Origin of the sequence: Cellvibrio sp. BR, assembly GCF_000263355.1 — a bacterium.
GTDB lineage: Bacteria > Pseudomonadota > Gammaproteobacteria > Pseudomonadales > Cellvibrionaceae > Cellvibrio.
Window position 1 is genome coordinate 850,198 of the sequence record NZ_JH668200.1, and the last position, 20,532, is coordinate 870,729.

The 20,532-nt window shown below is 53.4% G+C and carries 15 protein-coding genes; 11 read left to right on the forward strand and 4 right to left on the reverse strand.

All coding sequences use genetic code 11. The annotated features are described in order from the left end of the window. Window positions 1-39: 39 nt before the first annotated feature. The 7 genes from pbpC (at window position 40) to O59_RS03555 (ending at window position 7,607) form a co-directional block, all read left to right on the forward strand. The gene (gene pbpC / locus O59_RS03525; protein ID WP_007639569.1) at window positions 40-2,448 is read left to right on the forward strand and encodes a penicillin-binding protein 1C; all 2,409 of its coding nucleotides are present in this window, start codon (window positions 40-42) and stop codon (window positions 2,446-2,448) included. An 84-nt stretch (window positions 2,449-2,532) separates the two neighbouring features. Further along, window positions 2,533-3,222: an SDR family NAD(P)-dependent oxidoreductase gene (locus O59_RS03530; RefSeq protein WP_007639570.1), complete on the forward strand. Its 690-nt coding sequence runs from the start codon at window positions 2,533-2,535 to the stop codon at window positions 3,220-3,222. A 24-nt stretch (window positions 3,223-3,246) separates the two neighbouring features. Next, on the forward strand, window positions 3,247-3,879 hold the full coding sequence (locus O59_RS03535) for a flavin reductase family protein (RefSeq protein ID WP_007639571.1): 633 nt from the start codon (window positions 3,247-3,249) through the stop codon (window positions 3,877-3,879). Window positions 3,880-3,958: 79 nt separating this feature from the next. Beyond that, entirely contained in the window at window positions 3,959-5,248 is a 1,290-nt protein-coding gene (locus tag O59_RS03540) for a dicarboxylate/amino acid:cation symporter (RefSeq protein ID WP_040391123.1), read from the forward strand. 106 nt (window positions 5,249-5,354) lie between these two features. Beyond that, on the forward strand, window positions 5,355-6,734 hold the full coding sequence (locus O59_RS03545; RefSeq protein WP_007639577.1) for an MATE family efflux transporter: 1,380 nt from the start codon (window positions 5,355-5,357) through the stop codon (window positions 6,732-6,734). 28 nt (window positions 6,735-6,762) lie between these two features. Then, entirely contained in the window at window positions 6,763-7,146 is a 384-nt protein-coding gene (locus O59_RS03550) for a hypothetical protein (protein ID WP_007639579.1), read from the forward strand. A 2-nt stretch (window positions 7,147-7,148) separates the two neighbouring features. Then, the gene (locus O59_RS03555) at window positions 7,149-7,607 is read left to right on the forward strand and encodes a GNAT family N-acetyltransferase (RefSeq protein WP_007639580.1); all 459 of its coding nucleotides are present in this window, start codon (window positions 7,149-7,151) and stop codon (window positions 7,605-7,607) included. Between the two features lie 314 nt (window positions 7,608-7,921). Here the strand turns inward: O59_RS03555 and O59_RS03565 are convergent, their stop codons facing one another. The 4 genes from O59_RS03565 to O59_RS03580 form a co-directional block, all read right to left on the reverse strand. Further along, window positions 7,922-9,886 (reverse strand): bifunctional diguanylate cyclase/phosphodiesterase, encoded by a 1,965-nt coding sequence (locus O59_RS03565; RefSeq protein ID WP_007639584.1) that lies wholly within the window; start codon window positions 9,884-9,886, stop codon window positions 7,922-7,924. Window positions 9,887-10,129: 243 nt separating this feature from the next. Further along, a complete protein-coding gene (locus O59_RS03570) occupies window positions 10,130-10,483 on the reverse strand; it encodes a DMT family protein (RefSeq protein WP_007639586.1) in 354 nt (117 codons plus the stop codon). Between the two features lie 22 nt (window positions 10,484-10,505). Continuing rightward, window positions 10,506-10,907, reverse strand: a complete 402-nt coding sequence (locus O59_RS03575) for a hypothetical protein (protein WP_007639588.1) — start codon at window positions 10,905-10,907, stop codon at window positions 10,506-10,508. Window positions 10,908-10,952: 45 nt separating this feature from the next. Continuing rightward, window positions 10,953-11,798, reverse strand: coding sequence for a 23S rRNA (adenine(2030)-N(6))-methyltransferase RlmJ (locus O59_RS03580; protein ID WP_007639590.1), 846 nt, complete (start codon window positions 11,796-11,798; stop codon window positions 10,953-10,955). Window positions 11,799-11,934: 136 nt separating this feature from the next. Here O59_RS03580 and O59_RS03585 point away from each other — a divergent pair, with 136 nt between their 5' ends. The 4 genes from O59_RS03585 to O59_RS03600 all read left to right on the forward strand — a co-directional run bounded on the left by O59_RS03585 (window position 11,935) and on the right by O59_RS03600 (window position 20,389). Then, on the forward strand, window positions 11,935-13,767 hold the full coding sequence (locus O59_RS03585) for an autotransporter assembly complex family protein (protein WP_232283029.1): 1,833 nt from the start codon (window positions 11,935-11,937) through the stop codon (window positions 13,765-13,767). A gap of 111 nt (window positions 13,768-13,878) precedes the next feature. Beyond that, window positions 13,879-17,700 (forward strand): translocation/assembly module TamB domain-containing protein, encoded by a 3,822-nt coding sequence (locus O59_RS03590; RefSeq protein WP_007639594.1) that lies wholly within the window; start codon window positions 13,879-13,881, stop codon window positions 17,698-17,700. A gap of 107 nt (window positions 17,701-17,807) precedes the next feature. Then, window positions 17,808-18,899: a glycoside hydrolase family 5 protein gene (locus tag O59_RS03595; RefSeq protein ID WP_007639596.1), complete on the forward strand. Its 1,092-nt coding sequence runs from the start codon at window positions 17,808-17,810 to the stop codon at window positions 18,897-18,899. Between the two features lie 137 nt (window positions 18,900-19,036). Then, window positions 19,037-20,389, forward strand: coding sequence for a Fic family protein (locus O59_RS03600; RefSeq protein WP_007639597.1), 1,353 nt, complete (start codon window positions 19,037-19,039; stop codon window positions 20,387-20,389). Window positions 20,390-20,532 lie beyond the last annotated feature (143 nt).

A 20,532-nucleotide genomic window follows, 5' to 3' on the forward strand; every position in this document is an offset into this window, starting at 1 on the left:
CACATAGTTGCCAACCGCTGGCACTAAAGGAGTTGGGCGTTGCATCGCACGCGCTGGTTTTTATTTTGGGTGATTGGCTGTGTCGTTGTTTTAGCGCTGACACTGCAATATTTTCCCCTGCCTAAATCCCTCGCGCATACCCCCTATGCGACTATGTTGGTGGCGCGCGACGGCAGTTTGTTGGGCGCCAGCATCGCGGCGGATCAGCAATGGCGTTTTGCCCCTGTCACCACCCTGCCACAAAAATACAAAAAAGCGTTGTTGTTATTTGAAGACCATTATTTTTATCAGCATCCGGGTATAAATCCAGTTGCGTTGGTGCGTGCGCTGCGCGGCAATTATGCGGCGGGAAAAGTCACCAGTGGCGGCAGCACAATCAGCATGCAATTGGCGCGGCTATTGCGGCAGGCGGATTATCAACAGCGCAACTTGCCAACGCCTGCGCGCAACTTGTCCAGTAAAATAATTGAGGCAACGCGCGCCCTGCAATTGGAGTGGCGCTTCAGTAAAGATGAATTATTAATTCACTACACCAGCCACGCGCCCTTTGGCGGGAATATTGTCGGTTTACGGGCAGCGGCCTGGCGCTACTTTGGGCGTGCGCCGGAAAATCTTTCCTGGGCGGAATCGGCATTGCTTGCGGTATTGCCCAATAGTCCGGCATTAATCCATCCCGGTCGTCAGCGCGATAAATTACTGCACAAACGCAATCGTTTGTTAACCCGTTTGCAACAGCAGGGCTATTTGTCGGCGTTGGATTTACAGCTCGCATTATTGGAACCGCTGCCGGAGCGGCCTGCACCCTTGCCACAAAGCGCCGCCCATTTGTTGGTGACATTAAAAAAACAACATGCTCATCACGCGCTATTTGAATCCACTATTGATGCTGGTTTACAGCAAGTATTGAATCAAATTGCCGCGCGTCACAGTGCGCGTTTAGCCAATGAAGGTGCGCACAATCTCGCGCTGTTATTGCTGGATCACAGCACCATGGAGACTTTGGCCTATGTTGGCAACCAGCCTTGGAATAACACGGCTCCTTTTGCTGCGGATCTGGATTTAATCCAGCGCCCGCGTTCCACCGGCAGCATTTTAAAACCACTGCTTTATGGTTTGATGTTGCAATCCGGCGAGCTGGCGCCCACCAGTTTAATTCCCGATATTCCCAGCCAGTTTGGTGGTTACAGTCCACGCAATTACGACCGTCAATTTCGCGGTGCGGTACCGGCGCAATTTGCGCTCGCCCATTCGCTGAATATCCCTGCGGTTTATATGTTGCGCGATTACGGTATCGGGCGTTTGCAAAAACAATTGCAAACCATGGGCATGAGCACCTTGTTTCGCCCCGCTGAGGATTACGGGCTCACGTTAATTTTGGGTGGTGCCGAGGGAACCCTGTGGGAACTCACTGGGATTTATGCGCGCCTCGCCGCCAGCGCACGCGATGGCGATTTAGCGCAAACACCGGTGAAATTATTAACCGCGGATGCAACTAATTTACCCGCTAGGCATTTTGCTAAACCGGTTATAAAACCTGTGCTTAAGCCGGTGATACAACAAGGCGCCGCCTGGCTCACCTTGCAGGCATTGATCGATGTGGCGCGCCCCGGTTACGACAATTACTGGCGCGATTTTTCCGGCAGCCAAACTATCGCCTGGAAAACCGGCACCAGTTATGGCCTGCGCGATGCCTGGGCGATTGGCAGCAATGGCCGCTACACCTTGGGTGTGTGGGTGGGCAATGCCAGCGGTGAACCGGCGACATTTTTAAGCGGGCAGAGTAGCGCCGCACCAGTATTGTTTGATGTATTTGATGCGCTGCCCAAAATAAATTGGTTTGCCAAACCGCTGCACAGTTTGAAAACCATTTCAGTCTGCGATGACGACGGTTATCTCGCGGGCGGGCAATGCACAGCGGTGGATATTGAAGTGCCGCGCAACAGCCATTTTGCCAAAGTCACCGCCAATCATCGGCGTATTCACCTGGATACAAACGCGCAATTTCGCGTGCATAGCCAATGTGAAGCGGTAAGTAATATGCAATCCAAAAACTGGTTTGTATTGCCGCCAGCACAGGAATTTTATTGGCGTCAGCATCACAGCAATTACCAACCGCTGCCACCCTGGCGCAGCGATTGTTTGGCGAATCTCAATCAATTGGATGATGACCAACCCATCGAATTAATTTATCCGCAATTGCAAAGCCGCATTTATATCCCGATGGATTTGGACGGCAAGCGCAGCCGCGCGGTATTAAAAGCGGTACACCGCAATCCCGAAGCGATTTTGTACTGGCACTTGAACGATGAATTTATCGGCGAGACAAAAATTTTTCACGAGCGTGAAATCGCATTGGAGCCGGGCTTACACCAATTGGTACTGGTGGATCAGCAGGGCTATCGCCTGCAGCGCCGCTTTCGGGTGATTGGCAAGAGCGACGCGGAGTGAACCAACTACAGTAGATCCAGTTTGTCACCCGCCACGTATAGTTACCAATAATCCCGAAATTCGATTAGGTAAAAGGTGACGAGTGTGAGCAACTATTTAATTGTGGGTGGCACCCGCGGAATTGGCCGCGCCCTGGCGATGCAGTTGTTGGCACAGGGACACAATGTCACTGTGTGGGCGCGCAATGCGGTGGACGTTGCCGGAGCCAGCGTGATAGTGAATAACCCCGCCGAACAAGCGCCGGATATCAGTGGTTTGCCCGAAGTGTTAGATGGTGTGGTCTATTGCCCCGGCACCATTAATTTAAAACCCTTTGCGCGTATTGCGGCAGAGGATTTCCTGCAAGATTTTCACATTAATTTACTTGGCGCGGTGCGTGCATTACAAGCGGTAGCGCCGCTGTTAAAAAAATCCCCGCACGCGAGTGTGGTGTTATTCAGCACCGTTGCGGTCGCACTGGGCATGCCTTTCCATGCGAGTATTGCGGCGAGTAAAGCCGCCGTGGAGGGGCTGGTAAAAAGTCTGGCGGCGGAGTGGGCACCCGCCATTCGGGTAAATGCAATCGCGCCCTCACTCACCAAAACCTCACTCGCCGAAAAATTAATTAACTCACCGGAAAAACTCGAGGCTGCTGCCAAGCGTCATCCGCTGCAACAAGTTGGCGAGGCTGAAGACATAGCAGCGATGGCAGCATTTTTATTATCGCCGCACGCGCGCTGGATGACCGGGCAAATCATTGCGATGGATGGCGGTATGTCGGCGATTAAATCCTGAGTTTTTCAAAAGGAATCTGGTGGTATGCATATCAATCTCGATGACATGGCGCAGCTGGAACAGCGCTATCGCGCGCATTTTATTAATTCTCTCGGTGGCTTTAAAAGTTTGGTGATGCTCGGCACCCAGAGCCTGCAGGGTCAAACTAACCTCGCGCTGTTCAGTTCATTTTTTCACTTGGGTGCAAGCCCGGCGCTGTGCGGCTTGATTGTGCGCCCCGACAATGGCAATCGCCACACACTCAACAATATTATGAATACGGAACTGTACACCCTTAACCATGTGCATGAGGCGATTTACCAGCAGGCACACCAGACTTCGGCCAGTTACCCGGCCGCGCAATCGGAATTTGCGGCGACGGGTTTGAGTGAAGAATGGCTGGGCGGATTTTTTGCGCCCTTTGTGAAAGAGAGTCGTGTAAAAATGGCGGTGCAATTAGCACAGCGCATCGACCTGCAAGTCAATGGGACAATTTTATTGATTGGCAATATTCTCGATGTCTATCTGCCCGATGAGATTGTGGGCAGCGATGGTTTTGTCGATTTGGAAGCGGCGGGCACTGTGACTCTGTCGGGTTTGGACTCTTATCATCACACCCAGAAAATTGCGCGCTTGTCCTATGCCAAACCGGATAGGCCGTTAACAATTATTGGTTAAATTCTGTTGATGGCTGCAGGCGTTTGAGCAATCAGCCGTTTTCCGCTTTAATGGGTGGACATTCCCAGTGGATTCCACCATGCCCCGTTTAAATACCCAAATTCTCATCGCCGCACTGCTGGGCATACTGCTTGGCGCGAGTATCGGCCTGCTGGGTGATGACTCGCTCACCAAAGAGTATCTGTTTTACGGCAGCGGTATTGTGGGGAATGTATTTGTCGATTTATTAAAAATGGTGATGATTCCGCTGATCTTCACCTCCATCGTCGTGGGTGTTGCTAATTTGCAAGCGCATCATCAGGCACGACGTGTGTGGCAATACACACTACTATTTTTTGTTTCCACCATGGCACTGGCAATGGTGGTTGCGCTGGTGGCGAGTAATATATTTAAGCCCGGCGCTGGTTTGCACTTGGCGATGTTTGCTGATGCCATGCACAACTTTCAGGCCAAACAATTAACTCCCGCCGATTTTTTTGCCCAATTCCTGCGCAGTTTATTTCAAAACCCGTTTGCCGCCCTGGCTCAAGGCAATATTTTGCCCGTGGTGGTGTTTGCATTATTTTTGGGTGTAGCCTTGGTGATGGGCGGTGCGCGCTACCAGCATATCCTGAATATGATGCAGGAATTTCTGGATTTGATTATGCGTATGGTGGGCTGGATTATGCGGTTGGCCCCACTGGGAATTTTTGCGCTGTTATTTAAATTAGTGGCCACCCAAAATACTGAATTACTCACTACGGTAGGCGGTTTTATTGTGTTGGTATTTGCCACCACCTTATTTCATGCGATGGTGGTACTGCCATTCATTTTGTATCTGTTTACCAAAAAATCGCCGCTCTGGTTTTGGCGTGGTGCACGCGAGGCATTAATTACCGCCTTTGCCACCAGTTCCAGTTCTGCCACTGTGCCGATTACGCTGCGCTGTGTGGAAACTAATTTACAGGTGCGCAAAAATATTGCCGGTTTTGTAGTGCCTCTGGGCGCCACCATTAATATGGATGGCACTGCGCTGTATGAAGCTGCCGCCGCCTTATTTGTCGCAAACCTGGTGGGAATTGAATTAAGCCTCGCGCAGCAGTTAATTGTATTTTGCACCGCGATGATCGCCTCTATGGGTGCACCCGGTGTGCCCAGTGCGGGCATGGTCACTATGGTAATGGTGCTGCAGTCGGTAGGCTTGCCGGCAGAAGCTATCGCCATTTTATTGCCGATTGATCGCCTGCTCGACACCATCCGCACTGCGGTAAACGTGCAGGGCGATATGGTGGGCAGTGTGGTGGTAGATAGATTGGTCAGCAATGGTTTGCAAGAGCCTGATTCGCAAGCGAATGGTGTGCAAGGAAATAACCCGGACGCTACATCGTAACTACGCCGTTGGGTAGTGCCATTGTTTAGGCTCTTACCACTTATTAACAATCGCCTTTGTTGATAACCACTATAATGCTGGTTCCTTATCCGCACTGGAGCCAGCTGTGCACACGCCTCCCGAATTAATTTCCCTCACTGACAAGCGCGCGTTTTGGCGCGGTGTAATTTTATTGTCGCTACCAGTGGCGGCGCAGATGTTATTGCAATCGCTGCTGGGAATGGCCGACGTAATTATGGTGGGCGATTTAGGTTCCAGCGCCATTGCCGCGGTGGGGCTTGCGGCAAAAATCCATTTTTTATTGTTAGTGCTAATGAGTGGCCTTGCCACTGGATGCAGTATTCTGGTCGCGCAATACATTGGTGCTAAAGATTTTGTGAGTTGTCAGCGCAGCCTTGCCGTAACCTTGATTGTGGGCACCCTGGTGATGTTGCCTTTTGTTTTAGTATTTGGTTTTGGCTCGCGCACCTGGGTTAGCTGGATCAACCCTGACCCGCAAGTGGTAGAGCTGGCCGCGCAATACCTCATCATCACCGCGCCCGCGTTATTATTTACCCAGTGGATTGTGATTTACGAAGCCTCGCTGCGCGCGCTGGGTAATACCACTATGCCCTTAATTGCCGGCGTATTTGCCGCCGCATTAAATATTGCCGGTAACTACGCGCTGATTGGTGGCAATTGGGGGTTTCCTGCGCTCGGTGTTGCCGGTGCGGCGTGGGCAACACTGGGTGCACGTGCATTGCAATTATTAATTGTAGTGGGCTGGGTTTACGCAAAAAAACATGGCTTTGCATTGAATCTTGCGCAATTAAAAATGGGTTTGGATAAAACCCAAATTAATCGCTATCTCGCCTTCTCATTGCCACTGGTTGCCAACTACGCCATCTGGGCGGTGGGCAATTCCACCTATCATTTAGTAACGGGTTTTGCAGGCACCGAAGCGCTGGCGGTGATGGGCGTTATAGTGCCCATTGAAAGCGCCTTTTTTGCATTATTTGTCGGCCTCGCCAATGCCTCGGCAGTATTAATCGGGCGCGAACTGGGTGCGGGTAACAATGACACCGCGTGGCAGCTGCATCAGTTTTTTGACCGCATCACCTTCATCTTATTAATTATTTTTTGCAGCGCACTCTGGTTCGCCCGCCCGCTGATGCTGCACATATTCGATCAGCTGGATGCTAAATCCACCGAATTATTATTTAATACCCTCGGTGTATTCTGTTTGCTGGTGTGGGTAAAAGTCATCAACATGATGCGTATTATCGGCGTACTACGCGCCGGTGGCGATAACCGCTTCACGCTTATTACAGACACTATAGTGATGTGGGTTTTTGGCTTGCCGATTTATATCGCCGCCGTCTTTCTCACTAAAATATCGTTTATCTATTTATACGCACTCATGTTCCTTGAAGACGGCTTAAAATTTATTCCCGTCATCAAACGCATTGCGAGCCGTAAGTGGATGAATAATCTAACCAAGCACTAATTGCCCTCACTGAACGGGGAATAGATCCATGTATATCTTTAACTTTACCGATGCATGGATTCTGGCGGCAATCTATTTGGCAGGCGCGAAGGGTGAAAATTCTTACGCGCAGATTATCGCCAGCTTGCCAAATCTCGGCCGCTCATTACCCGTTCATGCCGAATGCAAAGTCGCTTACGATAAGTTTTTATACGTAGGTTTGATTGTCGCCGATGGCGATAAAACCTCGCTGTCTGCAGTCGCAGAAAGCTTGGTAAAAGACGCCTATATTGAAAGCGCGGCGCTATGGGTTGCCACCATCGAAAAGCAGCTTGCACCTTATAAGTTAAAAAGCATGTGCAATCGCTTTGAGTGGAGTGAGGAGCAGTATCGTTGTGGAATTGAGTTTTTTATTACTAAAAAGGAAATGTAATTATGTTAATAAAAGTTGATGACCTGACCAGCCCTGCAATTGCAGATTTATTGACTGAGCACTTACAGGATATGTATGCCGCGTCGCCGCCAGAATGTGTATATGCGTTGGATTTGGAAAAATTGCGTAAGCCAGAAATTACCTTTTGGAGCTTATGGGATGGTGAGCAGTTAATGGGGTGTGGTGCCCTGAAAGAGTTGGATGCACAGCATGCAGAGATTAAATCCATGCGCTCGGCGAACCGGTTTCGCGGGCAGGGTGTGGGTAAGGCGATGTTGGAGCATATTTTAACGGTGGCGCGCGAACGCAATTACACCCGCTTGAGTTTGGAGACCGGATCACCGGATTTTTTCATCCCTGCACGTAAACTTTACGAGCGCTACGGCTTTGAATACTGCGGCCCGTTTGGTGATTACCCGGAAGACCCTTACAGTATGTTTATGACCAAGGTGATGGTTTAATCTATTTGTGAGATAGGGACTATTTATGTCGGCTACGCTTTTAATTTTGGTGCCATTTTTTATTATTTTCGTAGCCGTCATTATCGGTTATGCGATTTTCTCGTCGCTACGAAAATACAAGGCACTTGCTACGTTTGAATGTTATAAAAATCAGCACCCGCAGTTAGTGCATGCCCATGGGGTTGAGTGTTTTCGTTGCGGTGGACGGCAAATTTATATTAGGCAGGCCGGTAATATTGGTTCCAAAGTATTAAATCTGCATGTATGTAAAACCTGCGGTAAAAATCTTTACCGCTCCGAGTCTTGACGCTAATTTAAGCAGAGTGGTTTTTGTCCCACAGCTCACAAAAAATAGGGACTTCATCGGCGGCCATGGGGCGTGCCCAATAATAGCCTTGTGCTTGGGTGCAGCCCAGGCTGCGCAGCAGGGCGAGGGTGGGGGCGTCTTCTACGCCTTCGGCGATGGTTTTTAGGCCGAGGCTGTTGGCCATTTGGATGATGGCGCGCACTATGGCGGCGTCGTTACTTTGGTCATCCATTTTGCGCACGAAGGACTGATCAATTTTCAGTGCTTCTACTTCAAATTTTTTCAAATACCCCAAGTTGGAATAGCCGGTGCCAAAATCGTCGATGGATAGGTGAACACCTTCGCTGCGCAGGTGTGCCAGTGTGCTCGCCAAACGGTCGCTGTCTTCAATTAATAGTGATTCGGTTAATTCCAATTCCAGATATTGCGGTGGCAGGCCGCTGGTGGCGAGTGCGCCTAATACCAGGTTGTCGATATTGCCGCGTTTGAATTGAATGGAGGAAATATTAATAGCGATGGTAAATTGCAGCAGGCCACTGTCGTACCAGTGTTTGGCTTGGCGACAGGCTTCTTGAATAACCCATTCGCCCAATTGAATAATTAAACCTGAGGATTCCGCGAGCGGGATAAAAATAGTGGGTGAAATAAAACCCTGTTCGGGGTGTTGCCAGCGCAGCAGTGCTTCAAAGCCGCAAATGCGATTGGTGCGTAAATCAATTTTGGGTTGGTAGTGCAAACTGAAATTTTTTTCTTGCAGCGCTTTGCGCATGCCGGAAATTAAACTGATATGGTCGAGCATGTTGCGATTAATCGCCGGGTTAAAAAAGCGGAAACTGTTGCGCCCGGAATCCTTGGAGTGATACATGGCGATGTCGGCTTTTTTAATCAGTGTATCCAGGTCTTCACCGTCTTGTGGGGCGAGGGCGATACCGATGGAGCAGGTGCAGAAAATTTCAATATTGCGGTAGAGGTAATTTTCTGACACCAATTGCAGTATGTCCAAACTCGCTTGTGATGCTTGGTCGGCGGATTCAATGTTGGGCAAAAATACAATAAATTCATCGCCGCCATAGCGACATACCGAATCGACTTTTTTGGTGTAGCTGAGCAGGCGCAGCGCCACTTCTTTTAAAATCTGATCGCCCGCTTGATGCCCGAGTGAATCGTTGATGGGTTTTAAATTATCCAGATCGATAAAAATAATGCCGAGCAATTGCCGCTGTTGTTTGGCTTGTGTATAAATTTTTTGAAAATTGCGCTGCGCCAAATTGCGGTTGGGCAGGCCGGTGAGTGAATCGTGGCTGATGAGGCGCTCTATATGATTTTGAATATTGATCATGCGCTCGTTTTCGCGCGCTAATTCATTGAGTGCCGCGCGGTAGTCCTGCGCGAGCAGAGCCACTGCAATTGCAATCACACATAAAATAATAATAGTAATACTGCCGGTGGCGAGGTTGGTTGGCGCAATCGCATGTTGATGCAGTTGGAAGTGGTTGACGTAGCTGATGGCGGCGAGTACGGCCACCATTAGTGCGACTAAACACACGAGCAGGCGTTTGTTGCCGAGCATGGCGGCAAATACCATTACCCCGCAGTAACCCAGCAGCGCGGTATCGCGAATGCCGCTGCCCATCCACGCGAGATAAGAGAGCATCAGGGTGAGGGTGATGAGAAAAATCGTCGCACCCAGCAGCGCGCGTTTTTTATAAATCGCCCAGTCCACACTGAATAAAAAAATGCCGGTGGCGATCATGATAAAACTGTCGTCATAACGCGCGGCGGTCATGGTGATAATGCTTACCAGCAGCAGGGCGATTTGGGTGACGCGCAGAATTTGCACCAGGCGTTTGGTTTTGGTTTTGGTAAAACTGTCGCAGGCGACGCCGGTGCGGGCGGGTTGGGCGCCTTTGGCTGCGGGCAGTGGCTGTAATGGGTCGCTTACAGCCTTGGTGTTGGGCGGTTGATGATCCACGATCTGGCCTTGGTCATAATGATAGCGACCTGCCAGCGGCGCTGCGCCAGTGTGGCTGAGACAAGTTCCGCTCTGACTGAGTACAGGTTCCGTTGTGATGAGGGGCAGGTCTGCTACGGGTAAGCGGTTGATGCTGACGCCCTGGCTGCGGAGTTGTTGTGGTTATGTCCGGGAGCAAATGGCATTCGCGTATTAGTTATTTATAGTTGATATTCGCGCCATTTGCCGGAAAAGCGAGGGGCTTTATCCTGTTATTTTGTCCCTAAACATAAAAAATACTGCGCCCAAAAGGCATAAGCCAGCCCAGAGGTAATCCAGCTTGAGCGGCTCTTTGAGGTAGAAGAGCGCAAAGGGTACAAACACGCTGAGGGTGATCACTTCCTGCAGGATTTTGAGCTGGCCCACTGACATCACCGTGTAACCAATGCGATTGGCCGGCACCTGCAACAGGTACTCAAACAGTGCAATGCCCCAGCTGATAAAGGCGGCGATAATCCAGGGTTTGTTATTCAGCTCCTTGAGGTGGGCGTACCAGGCGAAGGTCATAAAAATATTGCTGCAAAACAATAGGCCTATGGCGATAAGGGATGCCTGCATGGTTGCTCCAGCGCTGGATGGTTTAGTGTTGTTCGTGGGTGTCGGGGGTTGTGGTGGCGTGCTGCTCTTCCAGATCGCGTTTTTTGCCCACCGCGTAGGAGCTCATAATGCTGAACAGCCAGGCGGCAAGTAGCAGCCATTTGCCCTCGGCCCAATAGGGCGATTCAAACACGGCGCCGTGCAGGCTATTCCACAGATAGGGGATGTCCAAGCCAAAATCACCGCGTTTGGCTTTGGCATCCAACTCGTTGGAAAGCTGCAGCGCAACCTGCAACAGGTTGATAAACAGCAGCCCGATAATCAGCGCGGCGGGCACCGCGAATACGCAGCCGCGTAGCCGCTGGCCGAGCATAAACAGGCCAGCGCCAGGAAAGATAAATGCACTGGCGATGGCGGCGCGTTTGGCGTGAGTCATGGTGCTCATAGCGATTTCTTGCTCCCGTGCGGGTTAACGTCTCTGTTGCGGAAACTACTTTTCGGCGACCAGTTGTTCCAGGCGGTAAAACCCCTGACCCGGTTCACTCAGGTTATCCACTAACCAGGGCAGGGTTTCCTCCATCGCGCCCCAGAGTGTCCAGGGCGGGTTGATGACTATCATGCCGCTGGAGGTCATGCCGTGTTCAAGGCTGTCGGGTGCGATACCGAATTCCATCAATTGAATATTTTTGATGCCGGATTTTTTCAGTGCCAGCTCCATTTCGTCAATCCGCGCGCGATTCACCACCGGGTACCAAATCGCAAAACTGCCCACGGCAAAACGTTTGTGGGCGTTAATCACCTGTTTCACCAGCTGGTGGTAGTCACTTTTGATTTCATAGGAGGGGTCGATTAATACCAGCGCGCGGCGCTCCAGTGGCGGCAGCAGTGCTTGCAGGCTGGCGAAGCCGTCTTCATCCAGCACTTTGACGCGCTTGTCGCTGCGCATGGCATCGCGCAGGAATTGGTAGTCGCTGGGGTGCAGTTCGTGCAGGAAAAGGCGGTCGATGGGGCGCATCAGGGTCTGCGCAATCAGCGGTGAGCCGGGGTAAATTTGCAGTGGTCCGCGCTCGTTCAGGGTGTGTACCAGCTCCAGCAGGCGGGCGAGGGCGGCGGGTTTTTCACTGCTAGTCCAGAGCGGGCCTATGCCCGTATCAAACTCGCGGTTCTTTTGCGCCTGTGGGCCGCTCAGTTTGTACACACCGGCGCCCGCGTGGGTATCGATAATGCGCAGGGGTTTATCTTTTTGCGTCATATACTCCAGCATGTGTACCAGCACGGTGTGTTTGAGAATATCGGCAAAATTGCCGGCGTGATAACCGTGGCGGTAGCTGAGCATAGGGGGCGATCCAGGGAGACAGGCAAGGGGGCGGAATTATAGCGGCCCAAGGGGATAAATACCCGAACAAGATTGTCACACGATTAACCTTTTAGTGAAGGAACCAAGCAGTTACAGTAACGCCTGCGTCTACATCATGAAGATACCCGGATTGTTCTCTCCCCCAGTCACTCGCTTTATTTTTCCATTTCGCATGCGCTCTGTGGTGGCGGTGTTGTCCGTGGCTGCGCTGTGGCTGACGGGCAGCCCGCAGGTGCAGGCCGCCGAGCCGGAAATCGATATCACTGGCGGCACCAAAGGCCTGCGCGAAAATGTGCGCCTGCACCTGAGCCTGGCCGAGGAGAGCTGCACCACGCCGCTGTGGCGGCTGAATACCATGCTCAATGACAGCGCGGCAGAAATCACCGCTGCCGCCCAGGCGCTCGGCTTTTACGAATTGGAGTACGAGGCCAAGCTGGTGCGCAATAAAGATTGCTGGGGCTTGAATATGCAGCTCACGCCGGGCGACCCGATCCTGGTGACCGAGCTGCGCATTGAAATCCTCGGCGAGGGCAGCCAGGATTCAATTTTCCAATCACTCTACGACAAACCCGGCATCAAACTGGGCAATCGCCTCAATCACGGCCGCTATGAAACCCTCAAGGCGCGCTTCAGTTCGCTCGCATCACTGCACGGTTATTTTGATGCCGAGTTCAAGCAGTCGCAGGTATCGGTCAATGTCGCGGAAAAAAGTGCGGTCATTGCGCTGGTGTACGACACCGGCAAGCGCTACCGGATTGGCGAGATCAACCTGCAGCACTCGATCCTCGATGAGGATTTTCTGCAGCGCTACTACAACATCAAACCCGGCGATTATTACGATACCGATGAATTGCTGGAGTTAAAAAATGTGTACAACGCCAGCAATTATTTTGCAGTGGCGAGCGTGTCGCCCGACCTGCAGGCGCTGGAGGATCATCAGGTGCCTATCAATATCGACCTGGAGCAGCGCAAGCGTCATGCCTACTCCATGGGTGCTGGTATTGAAGCCGATGAGCCGCGGGTATTGCTCGGTTTTGAGGATCGCTATGTAAACCGGCGCGGCCACCGCTTTAACGCGGACCTGGCGGCGTCCGACATCAAAAAAAGCGCGCAAGCCACCTACACCATTCCCATGCGTCGCCCGGCCTATGAATTTCTGCGCTTTTACACCGGCTATCTGGAAGAGGAGACGGTGACCTCGCTCAGCGAAAAATACACCTACGGCAGCAGCTATTCCTATTATCACGACAACAAATGGCTGCAGACCTATGCGCTGGATTACATTCAGGAGGAATCTACCATTGGGCGTATGTTGCCCCAGCGCAGCGATTTGATTATCCCGTCCTGGTCGGTTTTGCGCACCAAAACCGACGGTTCGCCCTACCCCTTGAGCGGGTGGTCGGCGCTTGGGCGCATTTCCGGCTCCCCCAAAAGTATCGGCTCGGACTTCAGTTTTGCGCAGTTTTATGGCCGCGCCAAATACGTGAAGGGCTTTGCCTATGGGCGGATTTTGCTGCGCACCGAGCTGGGCATCACCGAGACCGATAATGTGGATCAACTGCCGGCCTCGGTGCGCTTTTTTGCCGGTGGCGATTCCAGCGTGCGCGGCTATGAATATAAATCCCTGGGGCCAACGCGCAATATCTATGGTGAGGATTTTGCCGGCCCGCTGGAGGACCCGGCCGCCGCCGAGGAAGTGATTGGTGGCAATAACCTGTTGGTGACCAGTATTGAATACGACTACCGCTTGGAGGATTCCAATTGGGTGGCGGCGCTGTTTTACGATCAGGGTAACGCCGCTGACGATACCAATATTGATTTCAAGCGTAGCGCCGGTGTCGGTGTGCGCTGGATCTCTCCCATCGGCCCGATTCGTATCGATGTGGCCAAAGCGCTGGACGATGAAAAGTCCTGGATGTGGCACATCAGCATGGGGCCGGATTTGTAATCATGACCTTACGCAAGTTTCGCAATTGGTTTTTTTAGTCTTGTCGCGCTGCTGTTAATTCTGCTTGCGACCCTGAGTGCGCTGCTGGAAACCCAAACCGGCAGCCGCTGGGTGGTCACGCGTCTTGCGGCGCTGGCCGATGTCGCCCTGGGGCCTATGACGGGCAACTTGCGCACTGGCCTGGATATCGAAACGGTGGATTACCAGCAGGGCGAGGTGGAGTTTCACGCCGAGCAGGTCTCTTTTCGCTGGCGTCCTATCGACTTGCTTTACAGCGCGTTGATGATCGATTCCCTCAGCGCCCAGCGCATCAGCCTGAAACTACCCGTCGCTCCGGAGGAGCAACCCGCTGCCGCCCCTTTTAGCGCTTGGCCCAGCCTGCGGCTACCGGTGCGGGTGCAACTGCGCAATTTGGATCTGCGCCACATCAGCTTCCAGCAAGGTGAGCAGCCGCTGCAGTGGGAAAGGCTCAGTGGCGATTTAAGCTTGGGTACTTTTCACCTGCGCTACCGCGACCTGAGCCTGATTCACCGCGACTACCAACTGCGCCTGACCGGCCGCACCAGTCTGGATTACCCCTACGATTCCCATGCGGCGCTGAACTGGCAGTGGCAACAGCCCGCGCCAGACGCTAACACCGAGGGCTTACTTTATCGCGGCCTGAGCCAGCTGGAGGGCAGCCTGTTGCAGCTGCAGCTGGATAATCAACTTGACTCGCCGGTGCAGCTGAGCGCCCAGGCCTCGGGGGCTTTGGTCAACGAACAGCGCGAGTTGGATCTTGCACCCGCCTTGCAACTGGTGCTGGAGTGGCCCGCCCAAACCCTGCCCGCCGCCTGGTGGATGGCAGAGAAAACTGCGCCGGTAACACGCGGTCTGCTCAAAGCCGAGGGGAATTGGCAGGCCTATCGCGCGACTGTAGAGGGGGCGATCCAGCTGCCCGATGCCCCCGCGCTGGCGCTCAATAGCCAGGTAAATGGCAATCTGGATGGCCTGCAAATACAGAACCTGAGTATCCGCGAATTGGGTGAACGCCTGCAGGCTATCGCCACGAGCAGCTCGGCAGCGGCATCCAGTGCACCGGCCATGACCGATACCACAGCGGATGTCGCCCCGCACCCCTTTGCCAGTGCCAACACCCCGGCAGTCAGTGATGAGGCTTCGCCCAACAGCGCGGCGCGTTTGAACATCACCGGCAGTGTCAACTGGTTGCCCGCGCTGGAGTGGCAGCTCGCGGTGGAAACCAAAGCCTTTAACCTCGCGGGTATCGTCGATAACTGGCCGAGCCACCTCAACGCCAGTTTTAGCACCAGCGGCAGCCTCAAGGAATCGCAGTGGCAGGCGGCGCTGCGCGACTTGCGCATCGAGGGCGAATTGCGCGGAGTGAATGTGCTGGGTAGCGGTGAATTGGCGGTGGATGGCAACAGCCTGCGCAGCGACGCGCTGGAGTTGATAGTCGGCGCCAACCAACTACAGCTTAAAGGGGAAGTGGGCAATGACATCAATCTGCAGTGGAATATCAATGCGCCGCTGTTGCAGCAAATCGATGAAAGTATCTCCGGCAGTGTGATCAGTAAAGGCGAGCTGCGCGGCGACCGCACCCATCCGCGTATCAGCCTCACCGCCAGCGCCAACAAATTCTCCTGGGGACGGCGCTATGCGCTGGAAAAACTGGAGTTATCCCTCGCCCCGCAAGCGCCCCAGGCGGAGCCTTTGGTTGGGCCAGCGCTGGCGGCAGAAACACCGGCGGTGCAGGCATCCAGCGTCGCGCCGCCCTTGGCAAACCCTATCAACCTGCTCACGGGTGAGCTGCTGCAGGAGCGCTACCAGCTCAATTTTGTCGCTAACCGCGTGCAGTTGGCGCAGCAGTATTTTTCCAGCCTCACGCTAAAAGGTTCCGGCTCGGTGGCCAAACACCAGCTGCAGGCCATAGTGCGCAGCCCCAGCTTGGGCCGCGCCGAGATCGGGGTACAAGGCGAGTACGAGGATTACGCCTGGCAGGGCAGCCTGAACCAGCTGGCGGTGAAACTGACCAAAGTGCCGCGCTGGTGGCTCACCTCCAGCAAACCGATTCGGGTGAGTGCGACGGGGCTATTGTTGGGTGAGCAATGCCTGACTACCCGCACCAACCTCACTGCCGCTGTGGTGCGCGACACTGATATTGAGAACGAGCAGCTGCGCGCTGAGTGGCTGCCCAATCAATCGCCGCTACCGACAACCCCTTACGCCTGGCTGGTTAATCAACCGGCGCTGCCAGCCAGCACAATCGAAAAATACAACCTGCCGCGCCTGTGTATTGGGGGCGATTGGGCGAGCGCCACCGGTGCCAGTCTGGATGCCCAATTGGACGCCGTGCCCCTGCGCCAGTTTTTATCGCTGTTTAAAACCGAGGTCTATTTTGCCGGGGTGATGGATGGCAACCTCACGCTCAGGTCGCCCGATTTGTCCCTCGCCGGCACCAGCGCCAACTTTAATGTGACGACCCGCAACGCCGAGCTGCGCTACCAATACGCCGGTGGTGTGACCGATATTTACCCCTGGAAAGATTTTGCCCTGCGCGCGCAATTGCAAAACGCGCAACTGAGCGCCACCGCCGGGCTGGAGTGGGTGGGTTACGGGCGGATGGATCTGGACAGCCTGTTGGACTTGCAACAACAGGCCATCGAGCGCGCGCGCTTGCAGGTGAACTTCCACAATATTGCCCCGCTGGAAACCCTCTTGCCCTTTACCAATGACGTGAAAGGCCAGCTCAGCGCCGACCTGACTGCCGGTGGCAGTTTCAGCGCGCCCTATCTGCTGGGCGATATCAACCTGCGCAATGGCGGCGCCAACATGACGCGTCTGGGGTTGGACTTGCAGGGCATAGAGCTGAACCTCAATTCCACCCGTGCCGGCGTTATCAGCCTGGTCAGTCAGGTGCAGTCGGGTGATGGACGGATGACGCTGGTGGGCGATCTCAACGGTTTTGGCACCGCCAACTGGCGCGCCCAGGCGTTTATTAATGGCACGGATTTCCGCGTGGTATCCCTGCCGCAACTCAAGGCCAATCTGTCGCCCGATATCAAAGTCACCGCCGATGCCAGCGCTATGCACCTCACCGGCGACGCGGTGATTCCCTGGGCGCGCGCCAATATCAAAAGCCTGCCGCCCTCGGCGACCCAGGTGTCCTCCGACGTCGTGATCGTGGATGAGAAATTCCTGCAAGAGCAGTCGGTATCGCCCTTCAGCGTGTACAGCAACCTGAACTTATCCCTGGGTAAGGACGTGAGTTTCAAAGGCTTCGGCCTGAGCAGTAAACTCACAGGCCGTCTGAATTTGCTTAAGGAGGCCCATCGCCCCTTCTTTACCAACGGTTATGTGAGTGTGTCCGAAGGTAGCTATAAAGCCTACGGCCAAACCCTGACCATCGAGCGCGGCCGCCTGGCGTTTCAAGGCCCTTACGACAACCCCGGGTTGGATATTCGCGCCACCCGCCAAATCCGCGACAGCGACAGTACCAAAGTGGGCTTGGATATCGACGGCACCCTGCAGCGCCCGAAAGCCAAAGTTTTCTCTTCGCCCAGCCGCAGTGACAGCGAAGCGATGATGATGTTGCTCACTGGCAAACCTATCAAAGACGCCTCCGATGCCGACGCCTCGCTGCTGCTCAGCGCCATGAGCGGCTTGGGCATGGATTCGGGCGGCTCCATCACCGCCGAGATCAACCGCTTCTTCCGCGTCGATCAGCTGGAAGTGAAATCCGATGACGGCATCGACCAGAGTCAATTGTGGGTGGGCAAATACCTGACCCCCAAACTGCTGGTGCGCTACGTGGTGGGCATTTTTGATCAGGCGTTCAGCTTTGGCATTGAATATCAACTCACCGACAGCTTCCGCATTGAGGCGGAGTCCGGCGAAACCAAAACCGTGGATCTGATTTATAAAATCGAACGCTAAGCGGCGCCCGCAATAGCCCGCGGCGTAAATTAGCGCAAACCTCGTGGCATAACCGGCTGTCATCGGTTACATATTGTCTCTCCAACAATAACCAAAGAGACCCAACTATGCATACCGCACTTACCCTCCCGCGCCTGCTACTGGCCGCCTTGGCATTTGCCTTCAGCGGCTTGGTGCAGGCCGACAACGCCTGGGAAACCGCCAGCGGCTGGTGGAATGCCAGCGATGTTCCCGCGTTTGATAAAACCAAAGTCAGCCGTCAGCTCCCGCTGATCAAAGTGGACGGCAATCGCTTTGTGGATGAGCAGGGCAAGACTCTGGTGTTTCGCGGCGTCAATATTTCCGACCCCGACAAAATCGCCAAGGACAAACGCTTCACCAAAAAACACTTTGAAGTGATTCGCAGCTGGGGCGCCAACGTGGTGCGGGTGCCAGTGCACCCGCGCGCATGGAAAGAGCGCGGCGTAAAAGGCTATTTAGAGCTGCTGGATCAGGTAGTGGCCTGGAACAACGAACTGGGCATGTACACCATTATCGACTGGCACTCCATCGGCAACCTCAAATCCGAAATGTTCCAAAACAGTTCCTACCACACCACCAAAGGCGAAACCTTTGATTTCTGGCGCCGTGTTTCCGAGCGCTACAACGGCGTTAACTCCGTCGCCTTCTATGAGATTTTCAACGAGCCAACGGTATTCAATGGTCGTTTGGGGGTAGTGAGTTGGGCGGATTGGAAAGCCATTAACGAAGAGGCCATCACCATTATTCAAGCCCACAACCCCAAAGCCATTGCACTGGTTGCCGGTTTTAACTGGGCCTATGACCTCAAGGAAGCGGCGGCCGACCCTATAGATCGCCAAAACATCGCCTATGTAAGTCACCCCTACCCACAAAAAGTCGGCGCGCCTTACCAAGCCAACTGGGAGCGCGACTTTGGTTTTATGGCCGATAAATACCCGGTATTCGCCACCGAGATCGGTTACCAACGCGCCACCGACAAAGGCGCCCACATCCCGGTTATCGACGAAGGCGGCTACGGCCCACGCATCACCGACTACTTCAACAGCAAAGGCATCAGCTGGGTAGCCTGGGTCTTCGACCCGGATTGGTCGCCCCAACTTTTCACCAGCTACGACAACTATGAACCCACCATGCAAGGCGAACATTTCCGCAAGGTGATGCTGAAGGACAACAAATAGAGATAGATGAGCCACTAAACTGCGCCACCATTTTGGCGCAGTTTGGGTGAAATGTGGCGCGATTCAGAGATAAAACTGGCGCAGTTTGTATAACTGCGCCAGAATGACGCCAAATAGGTTCAAACGGCGCCAGTGGCATGAAAAATATCGACGTGTTGCACCATAGTATCCGGTCTCGCAGTGGTCTTGCCCTGAATGAACTACTCGAACAACATCCGAATATTCCTCGCAGAACGGTACAGCGATTAATCAGCGAATTAATGACATCTGGCCAGGTTGTGGCGACAGGCAAGGGCCGTGCGCGTCGCTACTTCGCAATTGCAAACAGCGCGATAGCCACCCCGGCAGACAGTAATCACTTTCCGGATTACATTCCGCTGTCTACGGATAGCAGGGACATACTGGCCTATATCAACCAACCGCTTGCTGCGCGCAAACCCGTGGGTTACCAACAGGATTTTCTGGCCGCTTACGAACCCAACCACAGCTATTACCTTTCCCAATCCTTGCGCCTTCAGCTCCATAAAATGGGGCGTACAACGCAACATCAGGCGCCCGCTGGCACCTACAGCCGCGCCATACTCAATCGCCTGCTGATTGATTTGTCCTGGGCTTCCAGTCATTTGGAAGGCAATACCTATTCACGACTGGATACTGTCGAATTGATTGAGCAGGGCAAGGTTGCCCAAGGTAAAGCGGTGCTCGAAACACAGATGATCTTGAACCACAAAGCTGCCATTGAATTGCTTGTTGAAAATAGTGAAAGCGCCGGGTTCAATCATTACACACTGATGAATTTGCACAGTGCGCTCGCCGAAAACCTGCTGCCCAACCCTGCTGATGAAGGTCGGATCAGAATGCACGCGGTAGATATCAGTAAAAGTGTGTACCGCCCTTTATCCACCCCCCAGCAGATACAAACCGCACTCGACATGCTGTTGGCAAAATCCAACGCAATACAGGATCCCTTTGAGCAATCATTTTTTATGATGGTGCATTTGCCTTATTTGCAACCTTTTGCCGATATCAACAAGCGCACCTCCAGACTGACCGCCAACCTGCCGTTATTCCGCGCCAACCTGTGCCCGCTGACATTCTTGGATGTGCCCGAACAGGCTTATAGCTGTGCCACTCTCGGTGTTTACGAACTCACCCGGGTGGAACTATTACGCGACCTTTATGTATGGGCCTACGAGCGCTCTACCCAAGAATATCTGGCGATTAAACAAGGCTTGGCAGAGCCTGATCCGGCCAGGTTGATATGGCGTGAACTGATCAAAACGACAATCAAGGATGTAGTCACTCACCCCGAAGCAGATGCAATGACAACAATCAGCGATGCCGTTGCAAGGCAGGTCCCCGACGCTGAACGCGCCAATGTGCAAGCACTGATTATCGAAGAGCTGCGCCGCCTGCACGAAGGCGTATTAGCCCGCTACGGCCTGCGGCCTTCTGAATTCAAGGTATGGGAACAAGCACAGAGGGAATAGTTGTTGTTTGTGTTTGCATCAAAAATGATGCAAGGCTGAATCTTATTTGATTCGGTGAGATTACAAACCATGCGTAACACCATGACAATAGAGGGTGCCCTCTACAACAAACCCGCCAGCTGGCGGGTTTGTTGTTTTAAGGT

Bases quoted from the DNA above. Each gene is read 5' to 3' on its own strand.
- O59_RS03535 (WP_007639571.1), top strand. From the start codon at position 3,247: ATGCATATCAATCTCGATGACATGGCGCAGCTGGAACAGCGCTATCGC.
- O59_RS03540 (WP_040391123.1), top strand. From the start codon at position 3,959: ATGCCCCGTTTAAATACCCAAATTCTCATCGCCGCACTGCTGGGCATA.
- O59_RS03550 (WP_007639579.1), top strand. From the start codon at position 6,763: ATGTATATCTTTAACTTTACCGATGCATGGATTCTGGCGGCAATCTAT.
- O59_RS03555 (WP_007639580.1), top strand. From the start codon at position 7,149: ATGTTAATAAAAGTTGATGACCTGACCAGCCCTGCAATTGCAGATTTA.
- O59_RS03570 (WP_007639586.1), bottom strand. From the start codon at position 10,483: ATGCAGGCATCCCTTATCGCCATAGGCCTATTGTTTTGCAGCAATATT.
- O59_RS03575 (WP_007639588.1), bottom strand. From the start codon at position 10,907: ATGAGCACCATGACTCACGCCAAACGCGCCGCCATCGCCAGTGCATTT.
- O59_RS03580 (WP_007639590.1), bottom strand. From the start codon at position 11,798: ATGCTCAGCTACCGCCACGGTTATCACGCCGGCAATTTTGCCGATATT.
- O59_RS03585 (WP_232283029.1), top strand. From the start codon at position 11,935: ATGAAGATACCCGGATTGTTCTCTCCCCCAGTCACTCGCTTTATTTTT.
- O59_RS03595 (WP_007639596.1), top strand. From the start codon at position 17,808: ATGCATACCGCACTTACCCTCCCGCGCCTGCTACTGGCCGCCTTGGCA.
- O59_RS03600 (WP_007639597.1), top strand. From the start codon at position 19,037: ATGAAAAATATCGACGTGTTGCACCATAGTATCCGGTCTCGCAGTGGT.